General features: G+C 51.6%; 17 protein-coding genes. 7 read left to right on the forward strand and 10 right to left on the reverse strand.

The genetic code is table 11. The features are described 5' to 3' along the window. Positions 1-56: 56 nt before the first annotated feature. The 4 genes from ACESSO_RS01090 to ACESSO_RS01105 all read left to right on the forward strand — a co-directional run bounded on the left by ACESSO_RS01090 (position 57) and on the right by ACESSO_RS01105 (position 11,299). Positions 57-4,865 (forward strand): S-layer homology domain-containing protein, encoded by a 4,809-nt coding sequence (locus ACESSO_RS01090; RefSeq protein WP_373163202.1) that lies wholly within the window; start codon positions 57-59, stop codon positions 4,863-4,865. A 137-nt stretch (positions 4,866-5,002) separates the two neighbouring features. Beyond that, positions 5,003-8,041 carry an EAL domain-containing protein gene (locus ACESSO_RS01095; RefSeq protein ID WP_373163203.1) on the forward strand — a complete coding sequence of 1,013 codons (3,039 nt, stop codon included), beginning with the start codon at positions 5,003-5,005 and terminating at the stop codon, positions 8,039-8,041. A gap of 29 nt (positions 8,042-8,070) precedes the next feature. Then, positions 8,071-8,724 carry a PilZ domain-containing protein gene (locus tag ACESSO_RS01100; protein ID WP_373163204.1) on the forward strand — a complete coding sequence of 218 codons (654 nt, stop codon included), beginning with the start codon at positions 8,071-8,073 and terminating at the stop codon, positions 8,722-8,724. A 460-nt stretch (positions 8,725-9,184) separates the two neighbouring features. After that, positions 9,185-11,299 (forward strand): methyl-accepting chemotaxis protein, encoded by a 2,115-nt coding sequence (locus ACESSO_RS01105; protein ID WP_373163205.1) that lies wholly within the window; start codon positions 9,185-9,187, stop codon positions 11,297-11,299. 118 nt (positions 11,300-11,417) lie between these two features. Here the strand turns inward: ACESSO_RS01105 and hcp are convergent, their stop codons facing one another. After that, complete coding sequence (gene hcp, locus ACESSO_RS01110) at positions 11,418-13,064, reverse strand: hydroxylamine reductase (protein WP_373163206.1); 1,647 nt, start codon at positions 13,062-13,064, stop codon at positions 11,418-11,420. Positions 13,065-13,186: 122 nt separating this feature from the next. Here hcp and ACESSO_RS01115 point away from each other — a divergent pair, with 122 nt between their 5' ends. Next, positions 13,187-13,855, forward strand: a complete 669-nt coding sequence (locus ACESSO_RS01115) for a Crp/Fnr family transcriptional regulator (protein ID WP_373163207.1) — start codon at positions 13,187-13,189, stop codon at positions 13,853-13,855. Positions 13,856-13,889: 34 nt separating this feature from the next. Here ACESSO_RS01115 and ACESSO_RS01120 read toward each other — a convergent pair whose 3' ends face one another. Genes ACESSO_RS01120 through ACESSO_RS01130 form a run of 3 tightly spaced genes read right to left on the reverse strand, consistent with a single transcriptional unit; the run spans position 13,890 to position 16,288 of the window. Further along, positions 13,890-14,624, reverse strand: a complete 735-nt coding sequence (locus ACESSO_RS01120) for an ABC transporter permease (protein ID WP_373163208.1) — start codon at positions 14,622-14,624, stop codon at positions 13,890-13,892. Positions 14,625-14,627: 3 nt separating this feature from the next. Then, positions 14,628-15,377: an ABC transporter permease gene (locus tag ACESSO_RS01125; RefSeq protein ID WP_373163209.1), complete on the reverse strand. Its 750-nt coding sequence runs from the start codon at positions 15,375-15,377 to the stop codon at positions 14,628-14,630. Then, positions 15,374-16,288 (reverse strand): ABC transporter ATP-binding protein, encoded by a 915-nt coding sequence (locus ACESSO_RS01130; protein WP_373163210.1) that lies wholly within the window; start codon positions 16,286-16,288, stop codon positions 15,374-15,376. Before ACESSO_RS01130 ends, ACESSO_RS01125 begins: the two co-directional genes overlap by 4 nt. Before the next feature lie 129 nt (positions 16,289-16,417). On the opposite strand from ACESSO_RS01130, the gene ACESSO_RS01135 reads away from it, so the two are divergent. Together ACESSO_RS01135 and ACESSO_RS01140 are read left to right on the forward strand one after the other, a co-directional pair. Then, entirely contained in the window at positions 16,418-17,131 is a 714-nt protein-coding gene (locus tag ACESSO_RS01135) for a response regulator transcription factor (RefSeq protein WP_373163613.1), read from the forward strand. Then, a complete protein-coding gene (locus tag ACESSO_RS01140; RefSeq protein ID WP_373163211.1) occupies positions 17,128-18,513 on the forward strand; it encodes a sensor histidine kinase in 1,386 nt (461 codons plus the stop codon). The genes ACESSO_RS01135 and ACESSO_RS01140 overlap by 4 nt, the downstream gene beginning before the upstream one ends. 110 nt (positions 18,514-18,623) lie before the next feature. Here ACESSO_RS01140 and ACESSO_RS01145 read toward each other — a convergent pair whose 3' ends face one another. From ACESSO_RS01145 to ACESSO_RS01170, 6 genes are all read right to left on the reverse strand, one after another. Next, positions 18,624-20,174: an S-layer homology domain-containing protein gene (locus ACESSO_RS01145; protein ID WP_373163212.1), complete on the reverse strand. Its 1,551-nt coding sequence runs from the start codon at positions 20,172-20,174 to the stop codon at positions 18,624-18,626. Continuing rightward, on the reverse strand, positions 20,171-20,806 hold the full coding sequence (locus tag ACESSO_RS01150) for a TetR/AcrR family transcriptional regulator (protein ID WP_373163213.1): 636 nt from the start codon (positions 20,804-20,806) through the stop codon (positions 20,171-20,173). Before ACESSO_RS01150 ends, ACESSO_RS01145 begins: the two co-directional genes overlap by 4 nt. A gap of 220 nt (positions 20,807-21,026) precedes the next feature. Next, the gene (locus ACESSO_RS01155; protein ID WP_373163214.1) at positions 21,027-21,560 is read right to left on the reverse strand and encodes an HdeD family acid-resistance protein; all 534 of its coding nucleotides are present in this window, start codon (positions 21,558-21,560) and stop codon (positions 21,027-21,029) included. 18 nt (positions 21,561-21,578) lie between these two features. After that, the gene (gene ftsH, locus ACESSO_RS01160) at positions 21,579-23,423 is read right to left on the reverse strand and encodes an ATP-dependent zinc metalloprotease FtsH (protein ID WP_373163215.1); all 1,845 of its coding nucleotides are present in this window, start codon (positions 23,421-23,423) and stop codon (positions 21,579-21,581) included. Then, entirely contained in the window at positions 23,416-23,886 is a 471-nt protein-coding gene (locus tag ACESSO_RS01165) for a MarR family winged helix-turn-helix transcriptional regulator (RefSeq protein ID WP_373163216.1), read from the reverse strand. Before ACESSO_RS01165 ends, ftsH begins: the two co-directional genes overlap by 8 nt. Positions 23,887-24,159: 273 nt before the next feature. Further along, positions 24,160-24,306, reverse strand: a complete 147-nt coding sequence (locus ACESSO_RS01170; protein WP_302664904.1) for a hypothetical protein — start codon at positions 24,304-24,306, stop codon at positions 24,160-24,162. Between the last annotated feature and the right edge of the window lie 278 nt (positions 24,307-24,584).

Here is a 24,584-nt window from a genome sequence, read left to right on the forward strand (position 1 = left end):
AGAAAGCATTTTTCCCTATTCGGAAACGCATATGTGCGTTTCTCCTCTGCCTATGTATGCTGCTGGGCTTTTTACCCGTTTTTACCCCGACTGCACAGGCAGCAGAATCCAACTATTATCTGGACCGGCTGGTGTCGTGGAACATCATGCGCGGCGATCAGTACGGTAATCTGGAGCCGAACCGTTCCATCACGCGCGCGGAATTTGTCACCATGCTCAACCGAACCTTCGGCTATACCAAAACCGGTGCTCAGCCGTTCCGCGACGTGGTAACCCGTGACTGGTATTATGACGATATCAGCGCAGCGTATACCGCCGGATATTTTCAGGGCACCTCCAAGTCGACCGCTTCTCCCAACGCGACACTGACACGCGAAGAAGCGGCTACGATGCTGTGCCGCAATCTGATGCTGCAGCCCGTTTCTGGCGAAAATCTGTCGTTTACCGACAGCCGTCTGGCCAGCAGCTGGAGCCGTGGCTACATCAAAGCTGCCGCGGATGAGGGTATTCTGCGCGGTGATCCGGACGGAAAATTCCGTCCTCTCGACAATATCACCCGCGGCGAGGTCGCCATCATGCTGGTTCGCGTGATCGGCACGCCCATTCAGGAGCCGGGCACCTACTCAACCAGCGTTGCGGGCAACCTGATGGTCTCCTGCTCGGGCGTCACGCTTGAAAACATGACCGTTACCGGCGACCTGTATATCACAGGCGGCGTCGGGCTGGGATATGTCACGCTCAACAACGTGACTGTATACGGCAAAATCATTGCCAGCGGCGCCGGCGAAAGCAACAAGGGCGATTGCAGTATTATTCTGAAAAACTGCACTGCCCCGGAGATGATCGTCGACAGCCCATCCAACCAGTATGTCACCATCCGCACGGTCGGCAATACCGATATTGATAAAGTATATGTCCGCACCGACACCTATCTGGAAGGCAAATCCACCGGACAGCACGGTTTCCAGTATATCGAAGTTGACGGCGAATCCGGCACGCGACTCGATTTGGCCGGCAATATCCATGAAGTTGTCACTGTGGCACCGGAATCTGAAATCAACGTCGGCAGCGGCACGGTGGAAAAAATGACTGTCGATGAAAAAGCAGTCGACTCTACTGTAACGATTGCGCAGGGCGCCGTAGTCGAAGAGTTGAATCTGGATACCGGAACAACCGTAACCGGCAAGGGCGACATCGGCACCCTGAATGTCAATGCACCGGGCTGCAAGGTGGAAATGCTGCCGGATGATATCAACATCCGTCCCGGTATCACCGCCGACATCAACGGCATGACAATGGACAGCACGCTGGCCGATCAGATGTCTGATTTCCCCCGCATTTTGAGCGGCTATCCGCGTATGGACGACATTGCACCGACACAGGCTGAGACCTCTTTCATGACCAATAAACCCGGCACCCTCTACTGGGCGGTTCGTCTGAGCGGCGACGGTCCGATGGCTGCCAGTGACCTGATCAAACCGCCTAGCTATGGTGCTAACATTGTCAAAAACGGCAATCTTGCTGTGAAGGACGCAAACGAAGCACTTTCTCAGGTAATTAATGGGCTAAAGATCGACACTTCCTATGTTCTGTCCGCGGTGCTGGTAGACAGCCGCGGCGATCAGAGCCTCGTCAAGAGCGTTTACTTTACCACCCCGGATAACAGCAAACCTGATTTTGCTTCCGGCTACCCGAAAGCAACCACCATCGAAGATACTTACGTTGACTTTGATGTGGCAACCACCAAGACCTGTACTCTTTACTGGGCGATCTACAAAAAGGGTATGCCTGCCCCCACCGCAAACGACTTCAAGGATGGCTCACTGAGCGGCGCGATTGATTCCGGCAGCCGCAAGATGATTCGTAGCGAAGAGGACAGCATCCGCATGGGTGATGTGATTGAAACCGCCAAAAATGCGCTTGCCGAACTGACGGATTACGATGCCTACTTCTTCCTGACCGACAGCATCAACGACTCGGCAGTGAAAAAGGTTTCGATCACCACTGCCGACCGCACCCCGCCGGAATTCCTTAACAACTACCCGCGCATCAGCAAAATCGACAAGACCGCACTGACCGGCGAAGCCGCCATCAACGAGGATGGCAAGGTCTACTGGGCAATTGTCAAGCACGGCACGGACTATCCGGTAGAAAACGCTGCGCTGGATGATGATGCTGCCAGAGAACTTGACCAGAAACTCCAAATCAAGGGCGGCATGTACGCACTCAAGAGTGGTTCCTTCAACGCCAAGGAAAATACTGCCGCTTCGTTCAATATGTCTGGTTTGGAGGCAGAAACCGCTTACGACATTTATTTTGTCGCCGAGGATAACTCTGGCAACCTGTCCGCCATCAAGGTTTTGGAAAACGCCAAGACACTGGACACCACCGCGCCGAAGCTGGTAGAATTGCGTTTCTCTGAAGCTAACGATGAAGGAATTCCGCTCGCGGATACTGATATCACACTCGTGTTCAGTGAAGATATCTACAGCACGCAAACCAAGCTGTCGCTGGTAGAGATGTACGAATCCGACAAGGATACGTTTGATGTTGCCGGCAGCAAGGATGGCGAAACCGTTACGTGGTCATCGCTCATCGACGGTATGTTCACCCTCAACAATCTGGACATCACAGACCCGGATAAAAAGGTATCACTGAGTCTTGGCTCTCCCACCGGCAAAGAGAATATGACCGTTTCCCTTAACGAAGAGGGCCAGACCGAGGTTACGTTCCATAATGCTGCGCTCAATCTGCTCAGCGGCACGCGATATCAGTTTGTTCTCAACTTTATCACTGACTCTTCCAACAACAATATGGGTCGGGATACCAAGTCTGACGAATTCCGCATCATGGATGCACAGGTAGACTTCAACGAACTGGAGACTGTCACCATTACACAGGATGACGGCTCCGCAGATGGCGTCTCTGTTCCAGTGGATACCACACTCTCCATGATCCCATACGCAAACAGTACTGCTAATGCGTCGGAGAATACCCGCTATGATGTAATCATTGCATCGGATACCACGATTTCTTTCAATCTGTATCAGCGAGATCACACGACGGATAATACCGTCAAATGGAAAAAGGTCAATACCACTCCTATTTCCATTGTCAAGCCGCCTGCAGAAAAATGGTCCGGCAGAAGCTACAATAAGGATATCGCCGGATGGACCGAGCCTGAAGATTATCCCTTCCTGCAAAGCCTGACAACCGGCTATGACTATGCGATTGAGTTGACCTCCATCAATGAAATCACCGAAAAAGATAAATGGGATGCAACGGTCAACCTATATCTGTTCTGCGTTGCCGGTTCTCCGAGCAATCTGCGTAATCTGGTGCAGGGTGATGTGACAGAATCCATCTGGCAGCAGCGCGTAATCACCGATAAAACCGTATCCTCCATCGGCAATCCTTCCAATTTCAGCATTGAAATCGTCCGTTCCAACCAGAGCGCGCCGAATTTCAACCAGGCATATCCGCGCATTTCGCCGGGCGACTCCCTCACGACGATAAGCTATCAGCTTGACCGCGCAGGCGACGTCTATTATGTTGTGGCACCGGAAACCAATCTGCCGCCGAAGGATGGCAACACAATTATCGATCAAGAATACGGATATGACTGGGTCATTGAACCCCCCAAAAGCTCCGGCATCTTGAATCTGGGTAAGCTCAACGACACAGATGCGCCAAATGTCCTCCCATCCGGCCCACGTAACATGAACATTACCAGCCCGAATGCCAGCCAGATTATGAACCCATCTCAGTTCACCAACGACGCTGGTTATCGCACCGGTAAAGCAACGTATTCCGGTGCCGGCACGGCGACCATTCAGATAGAAAATCTGAAGGCGAACTCCAAGTATTATATCTATTTTGTCCTGAAGGGTTCCTACGCACTGCCATCCAACGTAATGTGCTATAAATTCTCCACGACGGATGTAGTATCGCCAAACCTCAAAGCAAACGCGCAAAACACCAACGATGTTCAGTATCAGGTTTCGTCGGCAACATCCGGTACCATTCTGATAGATACGTACTGGGCACTCTATAACGCGAACACCAACGGTCATCCCTCTATTTTCGAAAATACAATCATGGCAAACGGCAAGCCGGTTAAGATTCTCGATGCCATGAAGGATGATACATTTGACCTCAATGCCGACAGTGAAACCAAGCAGCAGGTATGGGAGACCTTGACCGGTGGTGGTTCCGGTTATCTGAACTCACAATCCGGTCAAAACCTGAATATCTCTGCGGGTACTGAATGGGTTCCCTTCCAAAACTTCTTGGATTCCGAAAAGCTAGAGTACAACAATACCTATGTTTTCATTGTTGCAGCTCAAAACAAGCAAGGCGGCGCTCCTGTATTCCGGTCTGTGCAGAACATTATGCGTGTAGATGCGCTTGGGCCTCGCATTGAGAACATCCTTACACCTTCATCCACTGGTTCGGATCCTCACCTGTACAGCGGTACCATCACCGTTACCTTCGATAAGGCACTCTATGTCCGCAAGAGTGATGGCAGCAAAGCAGCCTATCCTCCCGGAAATACAACGGATGCCTATCCCTTGGGCGAAGGCTGGTGCTATATCAGCAAGGCAAATTCACAATCGCTTTCTATTGCATGTGATAAAATTCCCGCTGGCAGCATGATTGAAATTTCACCCCACGGACAGACCGACGAAGATAAGAAAATCTCTTATCCTTTCCTAGGCGAAAACGATTATTTCAGCAAACTGGATCCTATTCGTCTACTCCTGAAGGAAACCGTCAATGATGACGGAACTTCTACCTTCCAATTTGTTATCAGCGCACCTACACAGGATTGCGATGGCATGACATCGGAAATTATTTCCTCGTAAACCCATACAAAAAAAGAAGCCCTCACGGGCTTCTTTTTTTGCATCTTTCCCTGTTCCCTTTAATTTTACTTTAATTTTTCCGATATATGATATATAATATCAATGGGTACAAAATCTTCCTGAAAGGAGAATGCAACGTGAAGGCTGTTTGGGAATTTTTAGAGAACTTCTATGCCGGTGTTTATGTCGCAGATATGAACACATATGAATTGATATATATGAACGCCAAGGCCCGAGAATGGTTTCAAATCTCCAGCCCCGAGGAATACAAAGGGCAAAAATGCTATGCTGTTCTTCAAAAATTCCGCATGCCCTGTCCGTTCTGTACCAATACACAGCTTATAGACGATCAATTCTATGAATGGGATTACTACAACCCCATCATCAATAAGACTTTTCATCTCAAAGATTATATTATTGAGTATGAGGACCGAAAATGCCGCGTTGAAATCGCCATTCCCGACGATGCTACTCTCAATGCCAAAGACGGTAAAGCGGAAAATGCCGAAATGAATCCGGACTTTTTTATTAACAAGTGTCTGATGGCCACGCATTCCGCATCTGACCCTTCCGTATCGATAGAGCTAATGCTGCAGTATATCGGCTCACAGCTCGGATGTGAAAACATTTTTCTTTACGAGCGGATGGATAACGGTGAATTTCTCAGCACCTATCATTGGGCTCCCTCATCTGCTGAGCATCCCTTGAATCTTTCTCTTCAAGTGGAGTATCCTCAGCACCTTCAGAGCCTATACCGAAACGAAGTTTTGATTTTCAGTGACAGCGATGATCGTTTGCCAAGTCCTTTTCAATTTTCATCTCAACAGGATTTTGCAGACATCCATACGCTTGTCCTGTCCCCCGTGCTATCCAAAGGCCGGATTATTGCACTTCTGCGGCTGGATAACCCATCTGTACAGCATATTCGTCAAATATCCGGCACTATCAAGGTTTTATCTCATTTTATGGGTTCCATCCTGCTGCGCCGGGATTTAATGGCCCATCTGGAAGAGCTTAGCTATCATGATTCCATGACGCAGCTGCTCAATCGACATGCGCTCAACCGGTATATCAGCGGCGAGGATTATCAAAAGCGTAAAACGCTTGGTTTAATTTATTGTGACCTGATTGGCTTAAAACGCATCAACGATAACTTGGGCCACAATAACGGCGACCGCCTGATTATGCAGGCCTCCCACATTTTAACCGAACTGTTTTCTGCCAAAAATGTTTACCGCATCGGCGGAGACGAATTTCTGGTCGTCTGCCAGGATATCTCCCAAAAAGGTTTGGAAGAACAGGTGGAACAGCTCCGCGCTCGTGTTGCGCAGGATAATTGTGCACTGTCCATTGGCTGCACATGGTCGGATGCTCCCGATGATGACTTTTCTCAACTCATGACGTTGGCTGATGACAGCATGTATCGAGACAAACTGTCCTATTACGAAAACCAACAGACACACGAGCCGCATATCGACTCCTCCAAATCCACCGCGTTTCAGGCGTTCCTGCAAAACTATTACTTTGACGCTGAAACCTTTTTCCATTCCATTGCCATGCCGGAAGCGCCGTTTTACCTGTATTGCGGCGATGTTCAGCGCAATATTTACTACATCTCCGACAATCTGCGGGACACCTTCAACTTTGACAGCAACCTTGTCTATGATTTTGTCGGCCTGCTGGAACAGCGTATTTATGAACCGGATCGCCAGCTTCATATCAAGGACTCGCAAGCCATGTTTCGCGAGAAGCGTACCTCACACAGTATCCGCTACCGCATCTTTGACAAAAATGGTCAGCTCCTCTGGATTCATTGCCGTGGGATTCTCACTTGGGACGAGACAAAAACTACGCCTCTATTCTTCTCCGACAGTATGATCAGCTTAAAAAATGAATCCGAGGTTGATCCTGTTACCGGTCTTTTGAATATGTCCTGCGCTCTCAAGGATCTCGCGACGCTTTGCCGTCGGCAGGTCAAACTCCTGCTTCTGTGCTTTAATCTGAGGAATTTTTCCGATATCAACCTGTCTCTGGGGCGAAGCACTGGAGATGCCATGCTTCGTGAAATCGCCAACCGCATGGAAATGGAATTGGGAGAACAGTTTGAATTTTTCCGGTTAGACGGCGTGCATTTTCTGGTATTGACACAGCTTGATTACGATGTCCGCGTACTCTCCGACACCATCCGGCAAATCGTTCTTGATGTCTACCGACGCAACGGTATTCACATTATGTATCCTTGCGCCATCGGTGTATTGCATGCTCCTCAAGACGGTACTGCCCCGCAGGAGCTTATTGACAACATTCTATTGGCAACACAAAATGCTAAAAAAACCTATTCCACGGATTTTGTCGAATTTTCCACCTATATCTCCAAAGGGTATCGGGAACAGTCCGATATCAGCATGGCGCTCAATTATAGCGTAAATCATGGTTTCCAGGACTTCCAAATCGTTTTGCAGCCTCAGGTAGCGGCAGATACCGGCGAGATTTACGGAGGCGAGATTCTGCTTCGATGGAATTACCTCGGTCAGGAGGTGCCTCCATCCAAATTTATTCCCATCCTTGAACAGGTTGGTCTGATTGTGCCGGTTGGAAAATGGGTGGTCACACAAATCATGCAGGCCTGCCAAGAAATCTTTCTTCGTGCGCCCAACTTGAAAATTTCCTTTAACGTCAGTTATTTGCAGATTCTTGACTCTGCCTTTTTTGATTATATTCACAATGCCATGCTTTTATATGGTATTCCCGGACGCAATCTGATGATCGAGTTAACAGAAACACATTTTGACGAAATGCCGGATTATTTGGAACATTTTATCGAACGATGCGATAAGGTTGGCATCTCCTTTGTTCTGGATGATTTCGGTACGGCATACTCCAGCCTGCACATGCTATTGCAATACCCTGCCGAGCTTATCAAGCTGGATCGCACTCTGATGTGTGAGCTTACCTCTTCTCCGGAAAAGCTGAATTTTATGATGAGTATCATTTATGCCTGCCATCGTTTCGGCAAGAAAGTATGCGTAGAGGGGGTGGAAACTCAAGAGGATCTTCAAATTGTCCGTCAAACCGAATGCGACTTTATACAAGGCTTTTATTTCTATAAACCACTTGAACTTCCGGATTTTTATCGTCTTTTGCGCAATAATAATGGAAAGCTCATCCAAAGCTGACACAATTTCTTTGGAAAGGATTATGATCCATGCAAGACTATACGGATTCCATGCAACATTATCTTGGTGCATCATGTGAAGTGCTCAAACTGGATAACAATCTTTTATTTGCTGGTTCCATCCACCAGTACGATGCCGGTGAAGACGAACTAACCGTCTCTATCCGTAACGGCAATGAAACGCCACAGGGCATCATATACCACACGCCTGTAAAACTACATGTGCAGACGAATATCTCAATGAATAAAGTGCTCCTGCTTTACGGTCAGGTATCCCGTTGTGCGGCTGATTTCTGGAAAATTGCATTGAAGCACAGCTTTTCCTGTGCAGAGCGACGCAGCAGTTTCCGTCAACCAGTTTCCGTCGAAGCGATTGTTTCCCGTGGTTCTGGTATGGCCTCCTCCGCAGTGGCGCCCTGCCAAATGATTGATGTCAGCCTGACCGGACTTTGCTTCAGCAGTCAGGAGTGCTACCTTGAAGGAGAGCAAATCTTTGTTTCTTCTCTGCAGCTGCGCCGTGACGGACCTGTTCATTCCTTTGCATGCACCGTGCAGCGGGTACAGCCGCTGGAATCCGGCGCTTTACGCTATGGATGCAGCTTTAATGATATCACGGAGCGTCAGGAGGATTTGCTTTTCCAAGACATGTTCTCACTTCAAGTAAAGGCCTTCAATCAACAATGATGACTGCTCTGCGCAGGACTCTTCTCCGGTTCTTATCTTACACCTGCCGAAAGCTCATTTTTTATGCAGAATAGCACTTGAGCAATTCATATGGATTTCCCCATGTTAGTACCCAAGGGACGCTGCAAAAAGCAGCGTCCCTTTTCTGATGTCCGAAAAGCTTTTTACCAAAGCCGCTCCCCAAAATCACCGGCTATTATCCTAACCTATCACATATTTCAAAAAATGCAGCAAAATCGACAAATACTGTAAATACACCGATTTTTTTGGTATATTTTGTGCGATAAGTATATATTTTTTTATTCCAAACTTCTTTCATTGTGCAAAAAGGAAAATGTTATTGGATATAACTGTTATCATTTGAAAAAAACGGTCGAAAATATAGACATGGGTTGTTGCTGCTCATGTACAACAGTTCACACTACACGGGAATGAGAAAACTAAATGGGAAGGTGTTATCGTGAAATTAGGGATCGCGCAAAAGCTCGCTTTAGGAATCCTAATTCCGCTCATTTTGGTGCTGAGCGGTATCGGAGTGCTGCTCGGTATACAGATTTCCGGCACAGTAGAGCAAATGATGACGGAAAATCTAACCGCACAGGCGGAATCCGGTGCGCAGCAGGTGAACGCATTTTTGAAACAATACTACGGCATTGTAGACACGATGATTTGTTCGCCTGCCATTTCCAATCTGGCAGCAGATCAGGCAAAAACTTCATTGGACGGCTCGGCGTACTTTTCCGGTATGCTCAACGAGCTGAAAGAAATCCAGCAGCGGTATCAGGGGACGGTGCTGGGCGTTTGGTTTGCGGATATCGGCCTGCAGGAGTTGGTGTATTCCGACAATAGCCGCTTCACTTCGGCAGATATGGACTTCTCCACGCGTGAATGGTATATCCGTAGCCAACAGGAACAGAAAGCGATTGTCACGGGTGCTTACATAGATGTCGCAACACAGAAATTGGTCATCAGTATAGCAGGCCCAATCATGAGCAACAACCGTATGATCGGTGTGGTAGGTCTCGATGTTTCCACAGAGCAGTTGAGCAATTCTCTCAGTTCCATTCAGGTTGGTGAAACCGGCTACATTACCTTGATTGACTCCTCCAACATGATCATTTATCATCCGGACTCCTCTGTGGTCGGCACCACGATTGAGGAGGCGCAATATTCTGACAACATGAAACAAGCATTGCTTAACCGCAACAGTGTAAAAGGCTTGTCGTATACCCGTCAGAATACTTCATATTACGGCAGCACCGCCACTTTGGACGACATTGACTACGAAGTTCTGGGCGTCCTGCCGTCAGAAGAATATAACAGCCATGTCTCCAGCACTGTACGCGTAATTGTCATCAGCTTTGTCATCTGCGCTATTCTGTTGGCAATCATTGTTACTCTACTTGCCATTTCTATCATTCGCCCGCTCAAGCGTCTCGGCAAGGTTGCGGATCGTCTGGCCGACGGTGAATTGGATGTGGACTATCAGGTGAAGGGCCATGACGAAGTTGCCCGCCTCGGTCAATCTACGCTGCGCATTGTGGAGCGTTTGAAGACCTACATCAAATATATTGACGAGTTGTCCTCTGTCCTGGATCAGATGGGCCGGGGCAATCTGGTATTCGAGCTGCAGTATGATTATCACGGCGAGTTCGCCAAGCTCAAAGAAGCACTGCTGCGCATCCAGAAGAACCTTTCGGAAACGCTGTCCAGCATTGCAATGTCTGCGGCACAGGTACACATGGGGTCGGATCAAATTGCCAGCGGCGCGCAGGCACTGGCACAGGGTGCGACCGAGCAGGCATCTTCTGTGCAGGAGCTGTCCAGTACCGTGCAGAGCTTGAATGAGAAGGTCACCGAAGGCGCAGCGCAAGCCGGACAGATGATTGAACAGCTCAATGAAGTAAAGGCACAAGTGAGCACGAGCAATGGTCAGATGCAGGATATGCTCACCGCGATGCAGGATATCAGCCGCCACTCCAATGCGATTGGTAAGATTATCAAGACGATTGACGACATTGCGTTCCAGACCAATATTCTGGCACTGAATGCAGCAGTCGAGGCCGCCCGTGCAGGCGCAGCAGGCAAAGGCTTTGCGGTGGTCGCCGATGAAGTGCGCAACCTTGCTGGTAAGAGCGCAGCAGCAGCCAAGGAGACCAACGAATTGATCGCACATTCCGTAGAGGCTGTCAAGCAAGGCGAAAGCATTGCTCGTGCAACTGCTGATGCACTCAGCACTGCCGCCTCCAATTCCGATGAAGTTGTTGCAGCAGTCGAACGTGTTACACGCGATTATCAGGATCAAGCCGTCCGCTTGAAGGAAGTTTCCATTGGTGTCAATCAGATATCTGAAGTAGTACAGACCAATTCCGCTACTGCAGAGCAAAGCGCTGCGGCCAGTGAGCAATTGTCCGGCCAGGCGCAGATGCTGAAGGGCATGATCAGCCACTTCGTACTGCTCGAATCCGAAAACGGCCTGCCGATGTCATCCTTTGGAGAGAACAGCTCTACTGATTCGGTCTCCCCAGCGCCGGTAGAGCATTATGACAGCACCAACTATACAGATAAGTACTAATTATCCCACTGATAGAAGCAGTACAGAAGCCCAGCATTGGCTGGGCTTCTGTAAAAGCAAAGAAGGACGCTGCAGCACGCAGCGTCCTTTTTTCTATCTGTGACAAAAATATTTTCACTTATGCGTTTTCTGCACCGAAGAACAGTCGAATGTCGTCTTCCACCGTGCCGATGCCCGCAATACCGAAGTTCTCCACCAGCACTTTGGCCACATTCGGGCTGAGGAAAGCCGGCAGTGTCGGTCCAAGATGGATATTCTTGACACCCAGATACAGCAGAGACAGCAGTACGATTACCGCCTTCTGCTCATACCACGCGATATTGTAAACAATCGGCAGGTCATTGATATCCTCCAGTCCAAAGACCTCCTTGAGCTTAAGCGCAATCACTGCCAGCGAGTAAGAGTCATTGCACTGTCCCGCATCCAACACGCGCGGAATACCACCGATGTCGCCCAAATCCAGCTTGTTATACTTATACTTAGCACAGCCTGCGGTCAGAATCACCGCGTCATGCGGCAGCGCCTTGGCAAAGTCCGTATAATAGCTGCGGGACTTCGCACGGCCGTCACAGCCCGCCATTACCACGAACTTGCGGATCGCGCCACTCTTGACCGCCTCTACGATTTTGTCCGCCAGCGCGAGCACCTGTGCATGCGCAAAGCCACCCACGATTTCGCCGCGCTCGATTTCCTCCGGCGGTGCGCAGCGCTTAGCATGCTCAATGAGAGCCGAAAAATCCTTGTGCTCCCCTACGCCGCCCGGAATGTGCTTGCAGCCCGGATATCCTGCCGCTCCTGTGGTGTACATTCTATCCTGATAGCTTGCCGCCGGCGGCACAATGCAGTTGGTAGTCATCAGAATCGGACCGTTAAAGGAGGCGAATTCCTCTTTCTGCTTCCACCACGCGTTGCCATAATTGCCGACAAAGTGCGGATATTTCTTAAACGCCGGATAGTAATGCGCGGGCAGCATCTCCGAGTGCGTATAGACGTCCACGCCCGTGCCTGCTGTCTGCTCCAGCAGCATCTCCAGATCGCGCAAATCATGACCAGATACCAGGATGCCCGGACGTGTGCCGACACCAATATTTACCCGCGTGATTTCGGGATTGCCATAAGCTTCGGTATTCGCCTTGTCCAGCAGCGCCATGCCCTGCACACCGTACTTGCCGGTTTCCATTGCCAGCGCTACCAGCGCGTCTACCGACAGGCTGTCATCCAAGGTTGCCGCCAAAGCACGCTGCAGGAAAGCGTCTACCTCGCCGTCATCCTGAAGCAGCGCGTTCGCATGCTTGGAGTACGCCGACAGGCCCTTAAGGCCGTAGGTAATCAGTTCACGCAGAGAGCGGATGTCCTCATCCTGCGTAGACAGTACGCCGACCGTTGCAGCCTTAGCCGCAAAATCCGCTTCATCCGCCGTCCAATGTGCGGCCTCCGGCAGCAGTTCCGGCTGCGCTGCGCGGCGCAGCAGCTCCCGCTTGACATCCAGCGTCTCACGGATACACGCCACGATTGCTTCTTTGTCAAAATTTGCATTTGTGATAGTAATAAACAGGTTGAGCGTAATCCGATGGTTGATTTCCGGTGCAATTTCCTCACCCTGCTTACGCAGTGCGGTAGTCACCGCAGAAAGGCCCTTGGTCACATACACCAGCAGGTCCTGCATGGCAGCGACATCCGGCTTTTTACCACATACGCCTGCCATTGTGCAGCCGGTGCAGCCCGCAGTTTCCTGACACTGATAACAAAACATTTTCGGTTCCATCGTTCATTTCCTCCACATGTACCATGGATCATACAATCCATACGGTTGTTGACGTTACAAGCGAAGTATACTATACTCAAGACAACAAGTATGTTGTTATAACAACAATGGAGGAATGTTTTTTGAATACCACTATTTTATCGGAAAGCGCACTGTTTCGCGGTATCCAACCGGACGAAGCAAAAGAAATGCTGCACTGTTTGGGTGCAGAGCGGCGAAAATTCAGCAAAGGCGAACGCATTTTCTGTGCCGGTGATATTACTACCGAGCTTGGTCTTGTCCTCACGGGCAGCATTTTGATTCAAAACAACGATTTCTGGGGCAACACCACCGTGCTGGACCATGTGATTCCGGGCCAGATTTTTGCGGAAACCTACGCCTGCACCGGCGAACCGCTGATGGTGGATGCAGTTGCAGCAGAGGCTGTCGAGGTGCTGCTGCTCAACGTTGGACGAGTGCTGCAAACCTGTCCGCAGGTCTGCGCACATCACAGCCGACTCATCCGCAACCTCCTCTTTCTTTCCGCGCGCAAAAACTTAAACCTGTCGCGCAAAATTTTTCACACTGCATCCAAATCCATCCGCGGGCGGCTGCTGTCCTATCTTTCATTTCAATCGACGCGCTGCGGCAGCCGCAGCTTCACCATTCCGTTCAACCGCCAACAGCTCGCAGATTATCTGAACGTCGACCGTAGTGCGCTCTCCAACGAGTTGAGCAAGATGCAGAAAGACGGCTTGATCCGTGTCGACCGCAACCGATTTGAACTGCTTTGCAGCCACGATATGCTATAAGAGTGAGTTACCTAAGGGCTGTACCCAAAAACCGTCAGCCAGTTTTTACATCGCGCATCCGCAGCCAATACACGCAAAAGCAGTAGCCCACCAGAATAAAAACGCAAGAGCTGACGACAAACGCTCTGCCGCTGCATTGCATCGGCTCGGTCGGGTGGTGCGAACACATGGACAGCGGCAGGAGTGAAAACGGAAAGTATACCCCATAACCCTTCACCACCGCCGCAATACCACAAAAGCCACCCAGCAGCCCTGCACCTACCGGCACGGCAAACGAGCGAATGACCAGCGCCACGGCAAGCAGCAGCGCAGCCTGTACGGTCAAACTCCACCAACCGCGCAGCAGCCATAGCGGCAGCGCCGCAGGCAGCGGAGCGGTTAGACCTGCAACAAGCCCGCCGATGACAAACAATGCACCAATCAAAAGCTGCGTCAGCGCACTGAGCAGCGATACAACGACCAGCTTGCTCAGTACAACCGTATGCACCGCAATCGGCTGTGTCATTACCATATTCCAGTTGCCGTGCAAGTGCTCCAACCGGCACAGATAGGCGCAGTAGATTCCCACAAGTGCAGGTGCAAACAGCGTGCAGTAAAACAACGCGTGCTGCGTCCAAAGCGAATACCACGCATCCTGTAAAATTGCAATGTTACCCAGATAATTGAGCGTTCCAAACACTGCGGAAAGCAGCGGCAGCACCAGCGCTGCAATCCAGATGCACGAACGGCGCAATTTCAGCATTTCCGCACGAATTGACCAAAACAGCATCACTCAAACCTCCTTCCGCACAAACAGCCGTCGGCCAATGCAGTACAGCACGACCAGAAATACCGCGGCCACACACAGTGACCGCATATCAAACGAAGTAAAGTAATAGTGGGTGACACGGGTCTGCTCATTCCAATCCATCGCTGCCACATGCAGTACACCATAATACCCCCACGGAATACATTTCTGCACGGCGGTCGGAAAAAACAGGGAAAACAGTCCGGCAAATGAGCCAATTAACCCGAAAATCATCCCGATCATCTGATTGGGAATCAGCAGCGACAGAATCAGCTGAAACAGCACCAGCACGGTTGTGACAAGCAGCACCGCGACAAAGTACAGCGCAATTTCTACTGTCGGCAGCGGTCCTACAAACCCATGCAGCACACCGAATATCACCATCACTGCGGTTTGCAACAGCAAATAAGCCGCCATATAACATACCGAACACAGAAATTTAGCGCAGAACAGGCTGCCTGCTGTCTGCACCGTCTCAAGCAGCTTGAGCGTCTGCCCCTTGTGCTCGATATCCGCAATGCGAGAGGCCACTATCGCCGCGACAATCGGCGTCATCATGGCGTTGAGCAGCGGAAAGGTGTACAGGATATTGCACCAGCCCTCCTGCAGCTCGGCCTCGCTCATATTCCGGAACGACCACAGTCCCCATGCAAGCTGCGCTGCAAGCATGACCAGTGGCGCAAGCCAGACCCACCTGCGGCGGCATTTGTAAAACTCCAATGCAAGCGTTTTCACAGACTGTTCGCCCCCTCCGTCAAGTCCAGGAAAATATCCTCCAGATTTTTGCGGCGCTCTTCCAGCCGTATGACACCAATCTGCGCTGCGGTCAGCAGCCGGACACAGTGTGCCGCAGCCTCGTCCTCCAGCGGTGGCAGGAGCACAAAACCGTCGCGCGCTTCGCACGCAATACCGTTTTTTGCAAGCACCTCCATCGCTGCATCATCCCGGTTGGTACGCAGCGCGAGATGGTGCTCGCTTTTTTCATGCAGCCGTTCAATCGTGTCCTGATAAACCAGCGCACCATCCGCAATGATACCGACATGGGTCGCCATCTGGTCAATTTCGCTCAGCAGATGGCTGGACACCACTACCGTCATGCCGAACTGCCGCGGTAAATCGCAAATCAGCTCACGCATTTCCTGAATGCCCGCCGGGTCCAGTCCGTTGGTCGGCTCATCGAGAATCAGCAAGCGCGGATGTGTCAGCAGTGCCGCTGCCAGCCCCAGCCGCTGCTTCATCCCCAGCGAATACTGCGCAACCTTCTTGTCCTTTTGTCCGTCCAGCCGCACCAGCGCCAGCGCTTCCTCAATCGCGCGTTCCGGTACGCGGCGCAGCATCTGCAAAATACGTAAGTTTTCCGCACCCGTCAGATGACCATAGCAGGACGGCGACTCAATCAACGAACCCGTATTCCGTAAAATCTCCAGTCGGTTTTTGGCGTTCATCGCGCGGCCGAATACCGTGATTTCCCCATTCGTCGGATGCACCAGCCCCAACAGCATTTTGAGCGTTGTGGACTTTCCCGCGCCGTTCGGACCGAGAAAGCCATAAATTGCCCCCTCCGGCACTGCCATATGCAGGTTTTTGACACGCATGGCCGCACCATATCGCTTGCTAAGCCCCCGTGTTTCAATTAGATAATTCATCGCAAAGCACTTCCTTTCATCCCACAGTTTGCATGCTCTGCCTTACAGGCCGATGAATTCTGCCTTACTTTTACCTTACATTTTCACCGAAAGGTGTTTTGCTGTGGTATGATAAGCATGGTGATTACTATGGAAACACTTTACGACTGTAAGATACTGGTGGTCGATGATGAAACAGCCCTATGCGATATGATTGCAGAAATGCTGACCCAAGCAGGATTTTGTGCAGTGCGCACCGTGCAAAGCTGCGCAGCAGCACGCGCGCAATTCTCCACCTTTGTCCCGGATGCAATATTGCTGGATGTCATGCTGCCGGACGGAGACGGTTTTTCCCTCATGCGCGCGCTGCGGCACGAACGCGATGTACCCATTTTATTCCTGTCCGCGCGGGATGCGGACGAGGATCGGCTGCACGGACTGGGGCTGGGCGCAGATGACTATATTGTCAAACCGTTTTTGCCGCAGGAACTGGTCTTGCGGCTGCAAGCCGTACTGCGGCGCGCCTATGCCACCCGCTTGCAGGAAGCATCCGTTGTGCTGCGCATGGGAGAAACCGTTGTGGACTGGGGCAGCGGCACGGTCACACGCGGCGGGCAAACATTCTCCCTCACCGCCAAGGAATATGCCCTGCTGCGCAAATTAGCAGCCAACCGCGGCAATATTGTGACCATCGACGCGCTTTGCAGCGCTGTCTGGGAAGACGGCAGCTTCGGTTACGAAAACACGCTGATGGTGCATATCCGGCGGCTGCGGGAAAAAATCGAGGATACTCCGTCCGCTCCTCGCTGGCTGCTGACTGTGCGCGGACTGGGCTATCGGCTGGCAAAGGAGGAGGTGCGATGAAGGGCCTAGGACGCATCCTGTTCCGCTTTACATCTGCGGCAATTGGCGTAGGTATCTTTTTGCTACTGCTGAATCTGGTTGTATTTGTATATTTCGTTCTGAGCAGCTCTGAGATACAGCCAACATCGACCAACTATATTGAACAAATCGCAAACGGCATCACCCGTCAGCTGGACGGCAGCTGCTCGATTTCCGCCGAAGCACAAGCACGGTTGGATGAAAACTTCGTCTGGGCAATGCTGCTGGACGATGCCGGTACTGTTGTCTGGCAGGACCGTATGCCCAAAACACTGCCGACAGCTTATTCCGCAGGCGATATTTCCAGCTTTTCCCGTTGGTATCTGGAAGATTATCCGGTGCACACCTGGTCAGATGCAGATGGCCTGCTGGTCCTGGCCAGTACACCGGGCAGCGAGTGGAAATACAATATCGTGATGCCGACAGCGCAGCTTGAATTATTGTTCCGGCTGATGCCGCTCGTGCTCACCATCAATCTGTTGGCTGCGCTTTTGCTGGCACTATTCCTTGGCTGGCGTATGTATCGTTCCGCCTCCCCCATTGCGTCCGGTATTGCAGCGCTTGCCTGCGGCGAGGCAGTCGAGCTGAGCGAAAAAGGCGTATTGGGCCAGCTGGCGGCCGGACTCAACCGAACCTCCTCCCATTTGCTGCGGCAGCAGGCACTTCTCAACCGTCGCGACCGCACCCGCACCGAGTGGATTGCCGGCATATCGCACGACATCCGTACACCGCTGTCACTGGTACAGGGCAATGCCGCACAATTGGAAAGCGATCCCCGATTGCCAGAGGAGGCGCGCCGGCGTGCCGAACGTATCCGACTGCAAAGTCAGCGCATCAGCCGCCTCATCAGCGACCTTAACCTGACCTCCAAGCTGGCATATGCAATGCAGCCGCTGCGCTTCCAGCCATTTTCTCCGGCCAAAATGCTGCGGGATGCGGCTGCCGAATGGCTCAACGGACTGGATGACGCGCAAGTCTCGCTTGCAGTGGATATCCCACCCGCATGCAATGCGCTTATTGCGCAGGGCGACGAACATCTGCTGCGGCGTGCGGTCGAAAATTTGCTGCGCAACTGCAGCACACACAATAGCGCTGCCGTACAGGTACACCTGCGCCTGACCGCCGAGCAAACTGTATGGCGCATCGTTGTCGCAGATAACGGCACTGGTCTGCCCCCCGACGTGCTGGCACGCCTACGGCATGGAAACCGCGAGACACTGCCCACTCATGGACTGGGGTTGACGCTGGTGCAGCAAATTGTGCAGGCGCACGGCGGCAGCACGTTGTTCAGCAATACTACGCCCGGTTTACAGGTTACACTTGTTTTGCCGATGCAGCCGCCCAATACGACTTGTGCACCATAGCACCAATCCCTTTGCCTTCATCATTAACAAAAAGCGATATGCTCCCCCACGAAGCATATCGCTTTTTTAAATCTATACGGTCAATCGCCGCATATACCCCAATTCTGTTCTTACCAGCAGTCTGTCAACCGCTTCACATACTCCCTGTCCCACACATAGTCCTGCATCTCATCCGCCAACACGCCGAAATGCACAAATCCAAATTTGGACATCCCCCGGTCGCTTGTCGCGTCGTAATACGCCCATTCCCCATCAATCTGCGCAATATTCCACATGTGGTTCTCCGACCGCATCCGTCCTTGCACCGTCAGACAAGGAATCCCTGCTTTTTCAAACAATACCTGTATGGCCTGCGCATAGCCGCCGCAGATAGCCAGATTATCGTGCAGCGCACCATACGCCGTCTGCGAATCATACGGCATAGACGACAAATCGGTATAGTAGCGCCGGTCATATTGCACTCGGTCTGTGATGGCAGTATAAATCGCCAACGCCTTTTCACGTGCTGCCATATCGTCGCTGATGCAGCTTGCAAGCAACTCATCCGCCAAACGGTCAATCTCTGCCAGCCGCGCCAAACACGCCTCCCTAGTCATATTGTTCTGCGGCGCGAAGGTTACGGCCGTGCCGTCGCGATTGAGCTGACACAACAGGTAGCCGCCGCCCACCTGCTGCAAAGCGTTATTCATATCGTCCACCGTCAGCAACGGATCGGTGATGCGAATATTAACCGATGTCTGTGACAGGTTTTCGCGTGCCAGTGTAACCAGCGCATGCAGACTATCTACTGTCTCCCCCTGAAAGCCTGCCGGATAATCTCCGCTGCGGTATGGCATATAGGAAAAGGTACATTGCAGGATATCTCCTTGCAGAGTAACACGCATATCATAGGCATATTTGTATGACGGATACTCTGTCAGCAACGCATAATACACATTCTTAGCGGTTATCTCCCATTCTGCTTGTGTCTCAACTGCCGAAACCTCAAATTTCGACGGCTGCTGCACTGATGCCAGCGCACGTTGTAAGTGCTGTGACATTTGTTCGGCAGCCGCGTCAATGTCTCCGCGTAAATACACGGTATTCTCCGCACCCCCGCTATCGCCCTGCGCACGCTGCATAATCACAACGGCCTCTGCCGTTGTGATGGGTGCGGTTGGCGCCAGCCGGTCTTGCGACTTTCCTTGCAGCAATCCCTGCTGCACACACCAAAGCATGGAATCCTGTGCCCACTGCGCGATTTCCGACCAATCGGAAAAGTAATGCAGCTGCTGACCGGATACCGCAGGTTTTTCTGCCTGTCGGTACAGCATTGCGGCAAACTCCTGCCGCGTCACTGATGCCGACGGACGGAATTTCCCATCGCCGGTGCCTTGCACATATCCCTGTCCAGCGGCCCATGTCACCGCATCCGCATATGCACTACTCACATCCGTAAACGGCAGTTCTTCGGAAACCGTCGGACTTCCCGCCACTTCATATAACAGCTGCACAGTCTGTCCTCGCGTCAATTCCATCGACGGTGCGGACAAAAAAGACTCGCTGATTCCCTGTTCTACCGCCCAAGTCTGTGCATCAACGGCCCACGATGGCCAATCCGCGGCCGCTGCACTGCCGAGCAACAGCATCGCCATTAGACCAAAGGCCACCAGCTTTCTCATATCTGTTCCCCCTTTTTCGGCTGCATCACGCCGAACAGCAGCATATCCAAAATCTCGGACGCAATTTGCAGGATATCATGGACATCCTTCACGTTGCCCGCTTCGTTATACTGCTCCAAAATGGTCTGAAACGCATAGTTAATGCTTTCCAGATATCGCATTACCTTCTCTTCTTTCAATCCGTCGCGCAGTGGATACTGCCGAACCACGCTCTGCCAAAACTGCCGGTTGCGCTGCCAAACCGGAGCACGCAATTCGCGCAGTCTGCTTTCCAAATGCGCTGGCGGATGCAGCATCGCGCTTTCAATCACCTTTCTCCTTCTTGGATGTACGGCAAAAAACTGCTCCCGGCACTGGTAATATGCCGTTAAACTCTCCAGCGCGGAATGGTCCTTCAGTGGATACTCATTTTGCGCCACAAATTCGGACAGTTTTTCAAACGTATCCCCCACGCACAGCAAAAACAGGTCGTCCTTACCGGAATAATAGTGATACAGCATTCCCTTGGAAATGTTGTGCCGTGCACAGATATTATCAACGGTGACCTGCGCATACTCGTATGTGCCGAATTCATCGAGCGCCGCCTGCAAAATCTCCTTCCGGCTGTTCTTCTGCCGCTCCTTTTGGGTCATTTTCTCACTTCCTGTTCTTTCTTGCTGCCTTGCAGCACGCAGATTGTAAAATATGGACGGTTCCGTCTATTTCATATTATAACAGTTATAGACGATATCGTCTATAAGTTTTCCCAAATTTATCTTTGGTGCAGATACTCCGCTCTCCTTGATAACCCACCTAGATGCAAAAAGAGAGGGACGTAAAACGTCCCTCTCTTTGTCTGAATCCCTTTGCGGGTCATCGGTTGGGAAACGATGCGAACAAACCACGCATCAGCGCCATCAGGCCCTGCGTAATCAGCAGAATCGCAATCACCGCCGAGATTGCTGCCACGGCAATCATCGGATGCAGCAAAACCGCCACACCGAACAGCAAAACGACTACGCCTACGCCAAACTGCACGCCCCAAAACGGCATACCGCCTTTGCGGTAAACCAGCGCGCCCGCGCATTTGACGATACCGGAACCAACCGCCCACACAGCCAGCACGTACGGCAGCACTTCGACCGCCACCCAGCCATTACACAAAAACACAACACCGAGTAGCACATCAATGATGCCATCCGCCAGAAACCAGCCGGAAAGCCCATATACCCATTTGCGTGCTGCATACACCACCAAATCCGCCGCACCGGAAACCAGCATGGTCAATCCGAACATCCAAGCAACCGACAATAGCGTTTCCTGAGGATGGATGAGAAAATACAGGCCCATTACCAACAAAAACAATCCAATTAAAATCCACGGGATGCTTCCAGGTTTGTTTTTCATCAGAGCCGCCTCCACTTTTTACCCGTTCTGTGTTTTGTTCAGCAAATCCATAAACTCCTCGCCTGTTATTGTTTCCTTTTCCAGCAGATGATGCGCCAGACGGTGCAGCGCCTCCATATTCTCCTGCAAAATGCCAACCGCCTTTTCGTGCGCGGTTTTCACGGTCTGCACGACTTCCTCATCAATCTGCGCCGCGGTCTGCGCCGAGCAGGCCAACGAAGTATCGCCGGACAAATACTGATTGGTCACAGTTTCCAGCGCGACCATATCAAATTTCCGACTCATGCCGTACCGCGTAATCATCGACCGCGTCAGCTTGGTCGCCTGCTCAATATCGTTGGATGCGCCGGTGGTTATCGAACCGAAAATCAGTTCCTCTGCTGCACGGCCGCCGGTCAGGGTGGTCACCTTGTTCAGCAGCTCCTCGCGCGTCATCAAATTGTGCTCGCCCTCATCCACCTGCATGGTGTAGCCCAGCGCACCAGAGGTGCGCGGTATAATTGTGATTTTGGTCACCGGTGCGGAATTGGACTGCTTGGCTGCCACCAACGCATGTCCGATTTCGTGATAAGCCACGATTTCCTTTTCCTTCGCACTGAGCACCGCATTCTTGCGCTGCGCACCCGCGATGACCGTCTCCACGCTCTCTTCCAAATCAGCCTGTTCGACCGTACTGCGTCCCAGACGCACTGCGCGCAGCGCCGCTTCGTTGATGATGTTTGCCAAATCCGCGCCGGACGCACCCGAGGTTGCACGCGCAATCGCATTGAAATCAATGGTTCCGGACATATGAACATCCTTGGCATGCACCTTCAAAATCGCGATGCGGCCCTGCAAATCGGGCAGCTGTACCGGAATGCGCCGGTCAAACCGGCCGGGACGCAGCAGCGCGGGGTCGAGCGATTCCGGACGGTTGGTTGCCGCCAGAATGACCACGCCCTTGGTGCCGTCAAAGCCGTCCATCTCGGTCAGCAGCTGGTTGAGCGTCTGCTCGCGTTCGTCATTACCGCCCATGCCGCCGCCGTCACGCTTTTTACCGATGGTATCAATCTCGTCGATGAATACAATACACGGTGCTTTTTCACTTGCCTGCTTGAACAGGTCGCGCACCTTTGCCGCGCCCATACCAACAAACATTTCGACAAATTCAGAACCGGAAATCGAGAAAAACGGAACGTGTGCTTCACCGGCTACCGCCTTCGCCAGCAGCGTCTTACCGGTGCCCGGAGGGCCGACCAGAAGCGCGCCCTTGGGCAGCTTCGCGCCGATGGAGGCATATTTATTCGGGTTGTGCAGAAAATCCACAATTTCGGTCAGCGCTTCCTTGGCCTCGTCCTGTCCGGCTACATCCGCGAAAGTCTTGCCGGTTTCGGTTTCTGCATAGATTTTCGCTCCCGACTTGCCGAAGCTCATCGCATTGCCGCCCATGTTCTTCATCATCTTTTTGCTCAGCCACTGGCCGACCACGACAATCAGAATAATCGGCAGAGCATAGCTGAGCAGGATAGTCAGCATCGGCGAAGTCTGCGTCGGAATTTCGGCCGCAAAATTCACATCTGCCTTATCCAACCGGCTGTACAAATCCGAATCGGGGAAGATGCCGGTCTTGTAGATACCGGTCTTACCGTTTTCATCGGTTGCCTCAAACACAATCTGACTCTCCGACGGTTCATAGGCCACCGTCTGCACCTTGCCGTCATCCAGCATGGTTACAAACTCATTATAGCCCACCTCGACGACCTGCCGCTGCGCCAGCATCGGCACCAGCAGCCAATTGAGCAGCATCAACACCAGCAATGTCACTCCATAATAATAGATCAGCGGCCGCTTTGGTGTTTTGGAATCTTTGCCCGGTTCAATCATATTCTTTCACCTGTCCTTCCATATCTCTGAGTACTTCGTCCAGATTGCGCTGCATTTTGTCCATAATAGTATGTACCATCTGCATTTCTTCCTCCGTCACATCCCGACGAAGCCGCTCCGACACGCGGCAGCCGCTCTGATACAGCTGCTGCGCAATCGTAACTCCTTCTCCGCACAGATGCAAATGCACAACGCGCCTGTCGTTAACGTCGCGCTCACCCTGCACCAAACCGCGCCGGTGCAGACAATCCACACTGCGTGCGACCAACGCCTTGGATATGCCAAGCTGCTGCACCATATCGGTTGCGGTATCCCATTTCGGCGCATAGCGCCGCAAAAACAGCAGCACGGAAATCTCATTGGGTGTCAGACGATAGCCGCTTGCCGCTTCCTTAACGCAGCTCCAATACAGCTTTTCCATTTTTGCAGCTTCCAGCAAAAACCGTTCTTCCCACCATATCATATCGTCCACCTCCTTTTCCATGCATTCCTGTTATTATCATCATACGCAAAACAGTCAACACTGTCAATCGTTCAATTGTGAACAATTTGCAAATTTGGATTTTTTCTGACAGAAAAACGGACGGCACAGCCATTTGCCATACCGCCCGTCTCCGACGCATATGCATTTTGCAGCCTTTTGCACTCAGGTAATATGAAACAGCTTACTCAAAATGCCTCGCAAATATTTCGGACTCTTCCATACAACAACCTTCATCATACTGTCCACCTCCCGTCAACACTGAAGCAGGAACCACCCTGCTGCGATCAGCGCCAGCGCAAGCAGCCAGACCGGCAGGCACAGCGAGAGCAGCCCGCCCAGCAGCAGGCCCACGCCCAGACAGAGGCAAACCAGACCGATGACCTGACCCCGACAAAACATTGCGCATCACGCTCCTGTCATCAGTATAAGCGATGTGCTGCAAAAAGGTGACACATACACAAATTCTTCTTGCCGCAGCAATCCATAAAGAATCCGAACGAACCCGATATAATGATGCCGGTTATGCAGACAACGGTGACGAAAATGCCTTGCTGCGGCATCTTTGCAAATGGCATTTCAACAGGGTTATAAATAATCCCTTTTAGATATATAAAAAACTCCCAACAGGAAAAAACCCGTCGGGAGTTTGACATCTTTTTGTGGGCATGTATCGTTTT

The sequence above is a fragment of the Agathobaculum sp. Marseille-P7918 genome (assembly GCF_964248325.1).
Classification (GTDB): domain Bacteria; phylum Bacillota; class Clostridia; order Oscillospirales; family Butyricicoccaceae; genus Agathobaculum.

What these genes read in the sequence shown, in the direction of transcription:
- ACESSO_RS01090 (WP_373163202.1), top strand. Translation starts at nt 57, where the DNA reads ATGCTGCTGGGCTTTTTACCCGTTTTTACCCCGACTGCACAGGCAGCA.
- ACESSO_RS01100 (WP_373163204.1), top strand. Translation starts at nt 8,071, where the DNA reads ATGCAAGACTATACGGATTCCATGCAACATTATCTTGGTGCATCATGT.
- hcp (WP_373163206.1), bottom strand. Translation starts at nt 13,064, where the DNA reads ATGGAACCGAAAATGTTTTGTTATCAGTGTCAGGAAACTGCGGGCTGC.
- ACESSO_RS01120 (WP_373163208.1), bottom strand. Translation starts at nt 14,624, where the DNA reads ATGCTGTTTTGGTCAATTCGTGCGGAAATGCTGAAATTGCGCCGTTCG.
- ACESSO_RS01130 (WP_373163210.1), bottom strand. Translation starts at nt 16,288, where the DNA reads ATGAATTATCTAATTGAAACACGGGGGCTTAGCAAGCGATATGGTGCG.
- ACESSO_RS01135 (WP_373163613.1), top strand. Translation starts at nt 16,418, where the DNA reads ATGGAAACACTTTACGACTGTAAGATACTGGTGGTCGATGATGAAACA.
- ACESSO_RS01140 (WP_373163211.1), top strand. Translation starts at nt 17,128, where the DNA reads ATGAAGGGCCTAGGACGCATCCTGTTCCGCTTTACATCTGCGGCAATT.
- ACESSO_RS01145 (WP_373163212.1), bottom strand. Translation starts at nt 20,174, where the DNA reads ATGAGAAAGCTGGTGGCCTTTGGTCTAATGGCGATGCTGTTGCTCGGC.
- ACESSO_RS01150 (WP_373163213.1), bottom strand. Translation starts at nt 20,806, where the DNA reads ATGACCCAAAAGGAGCGGCAGAAGAACAGCCGGAAGGAGATTTTGCAG.
- ACESSO_RS01155 (WP_373163214.1), bottom strand. Translation starts at nt 21,560, where the DNA reads ATGAAAAACAAACCTGGAAGCATCCCGTGGATTTTAATTGGATTGTTT.
- ftsH (WP_373163215.1), bottom strand. Translation starts at nt 23,423, where the DNA reads ATGATTGAACCGGGCAAAGATTCCAAAACACCAAAGCGGCCGCTGATC.
- ACESSO_RS01165 (WP_373163216.1), bottom strand. Translation starts at nt 23,886, where the DNA reads ATGATATGGTGGGAAGAACGGTTTTTGCTGGAAGCTGCAAAAATGGAA.
- ACESSO_RS01170 (WP_302664904.1), bottom strand. Translation starts at nt 24,306, where the DNA reads ATGTTTTGTCGGGGTCAGGTCATCGGTCTGGTTTGCCTCTGTCTGGGC.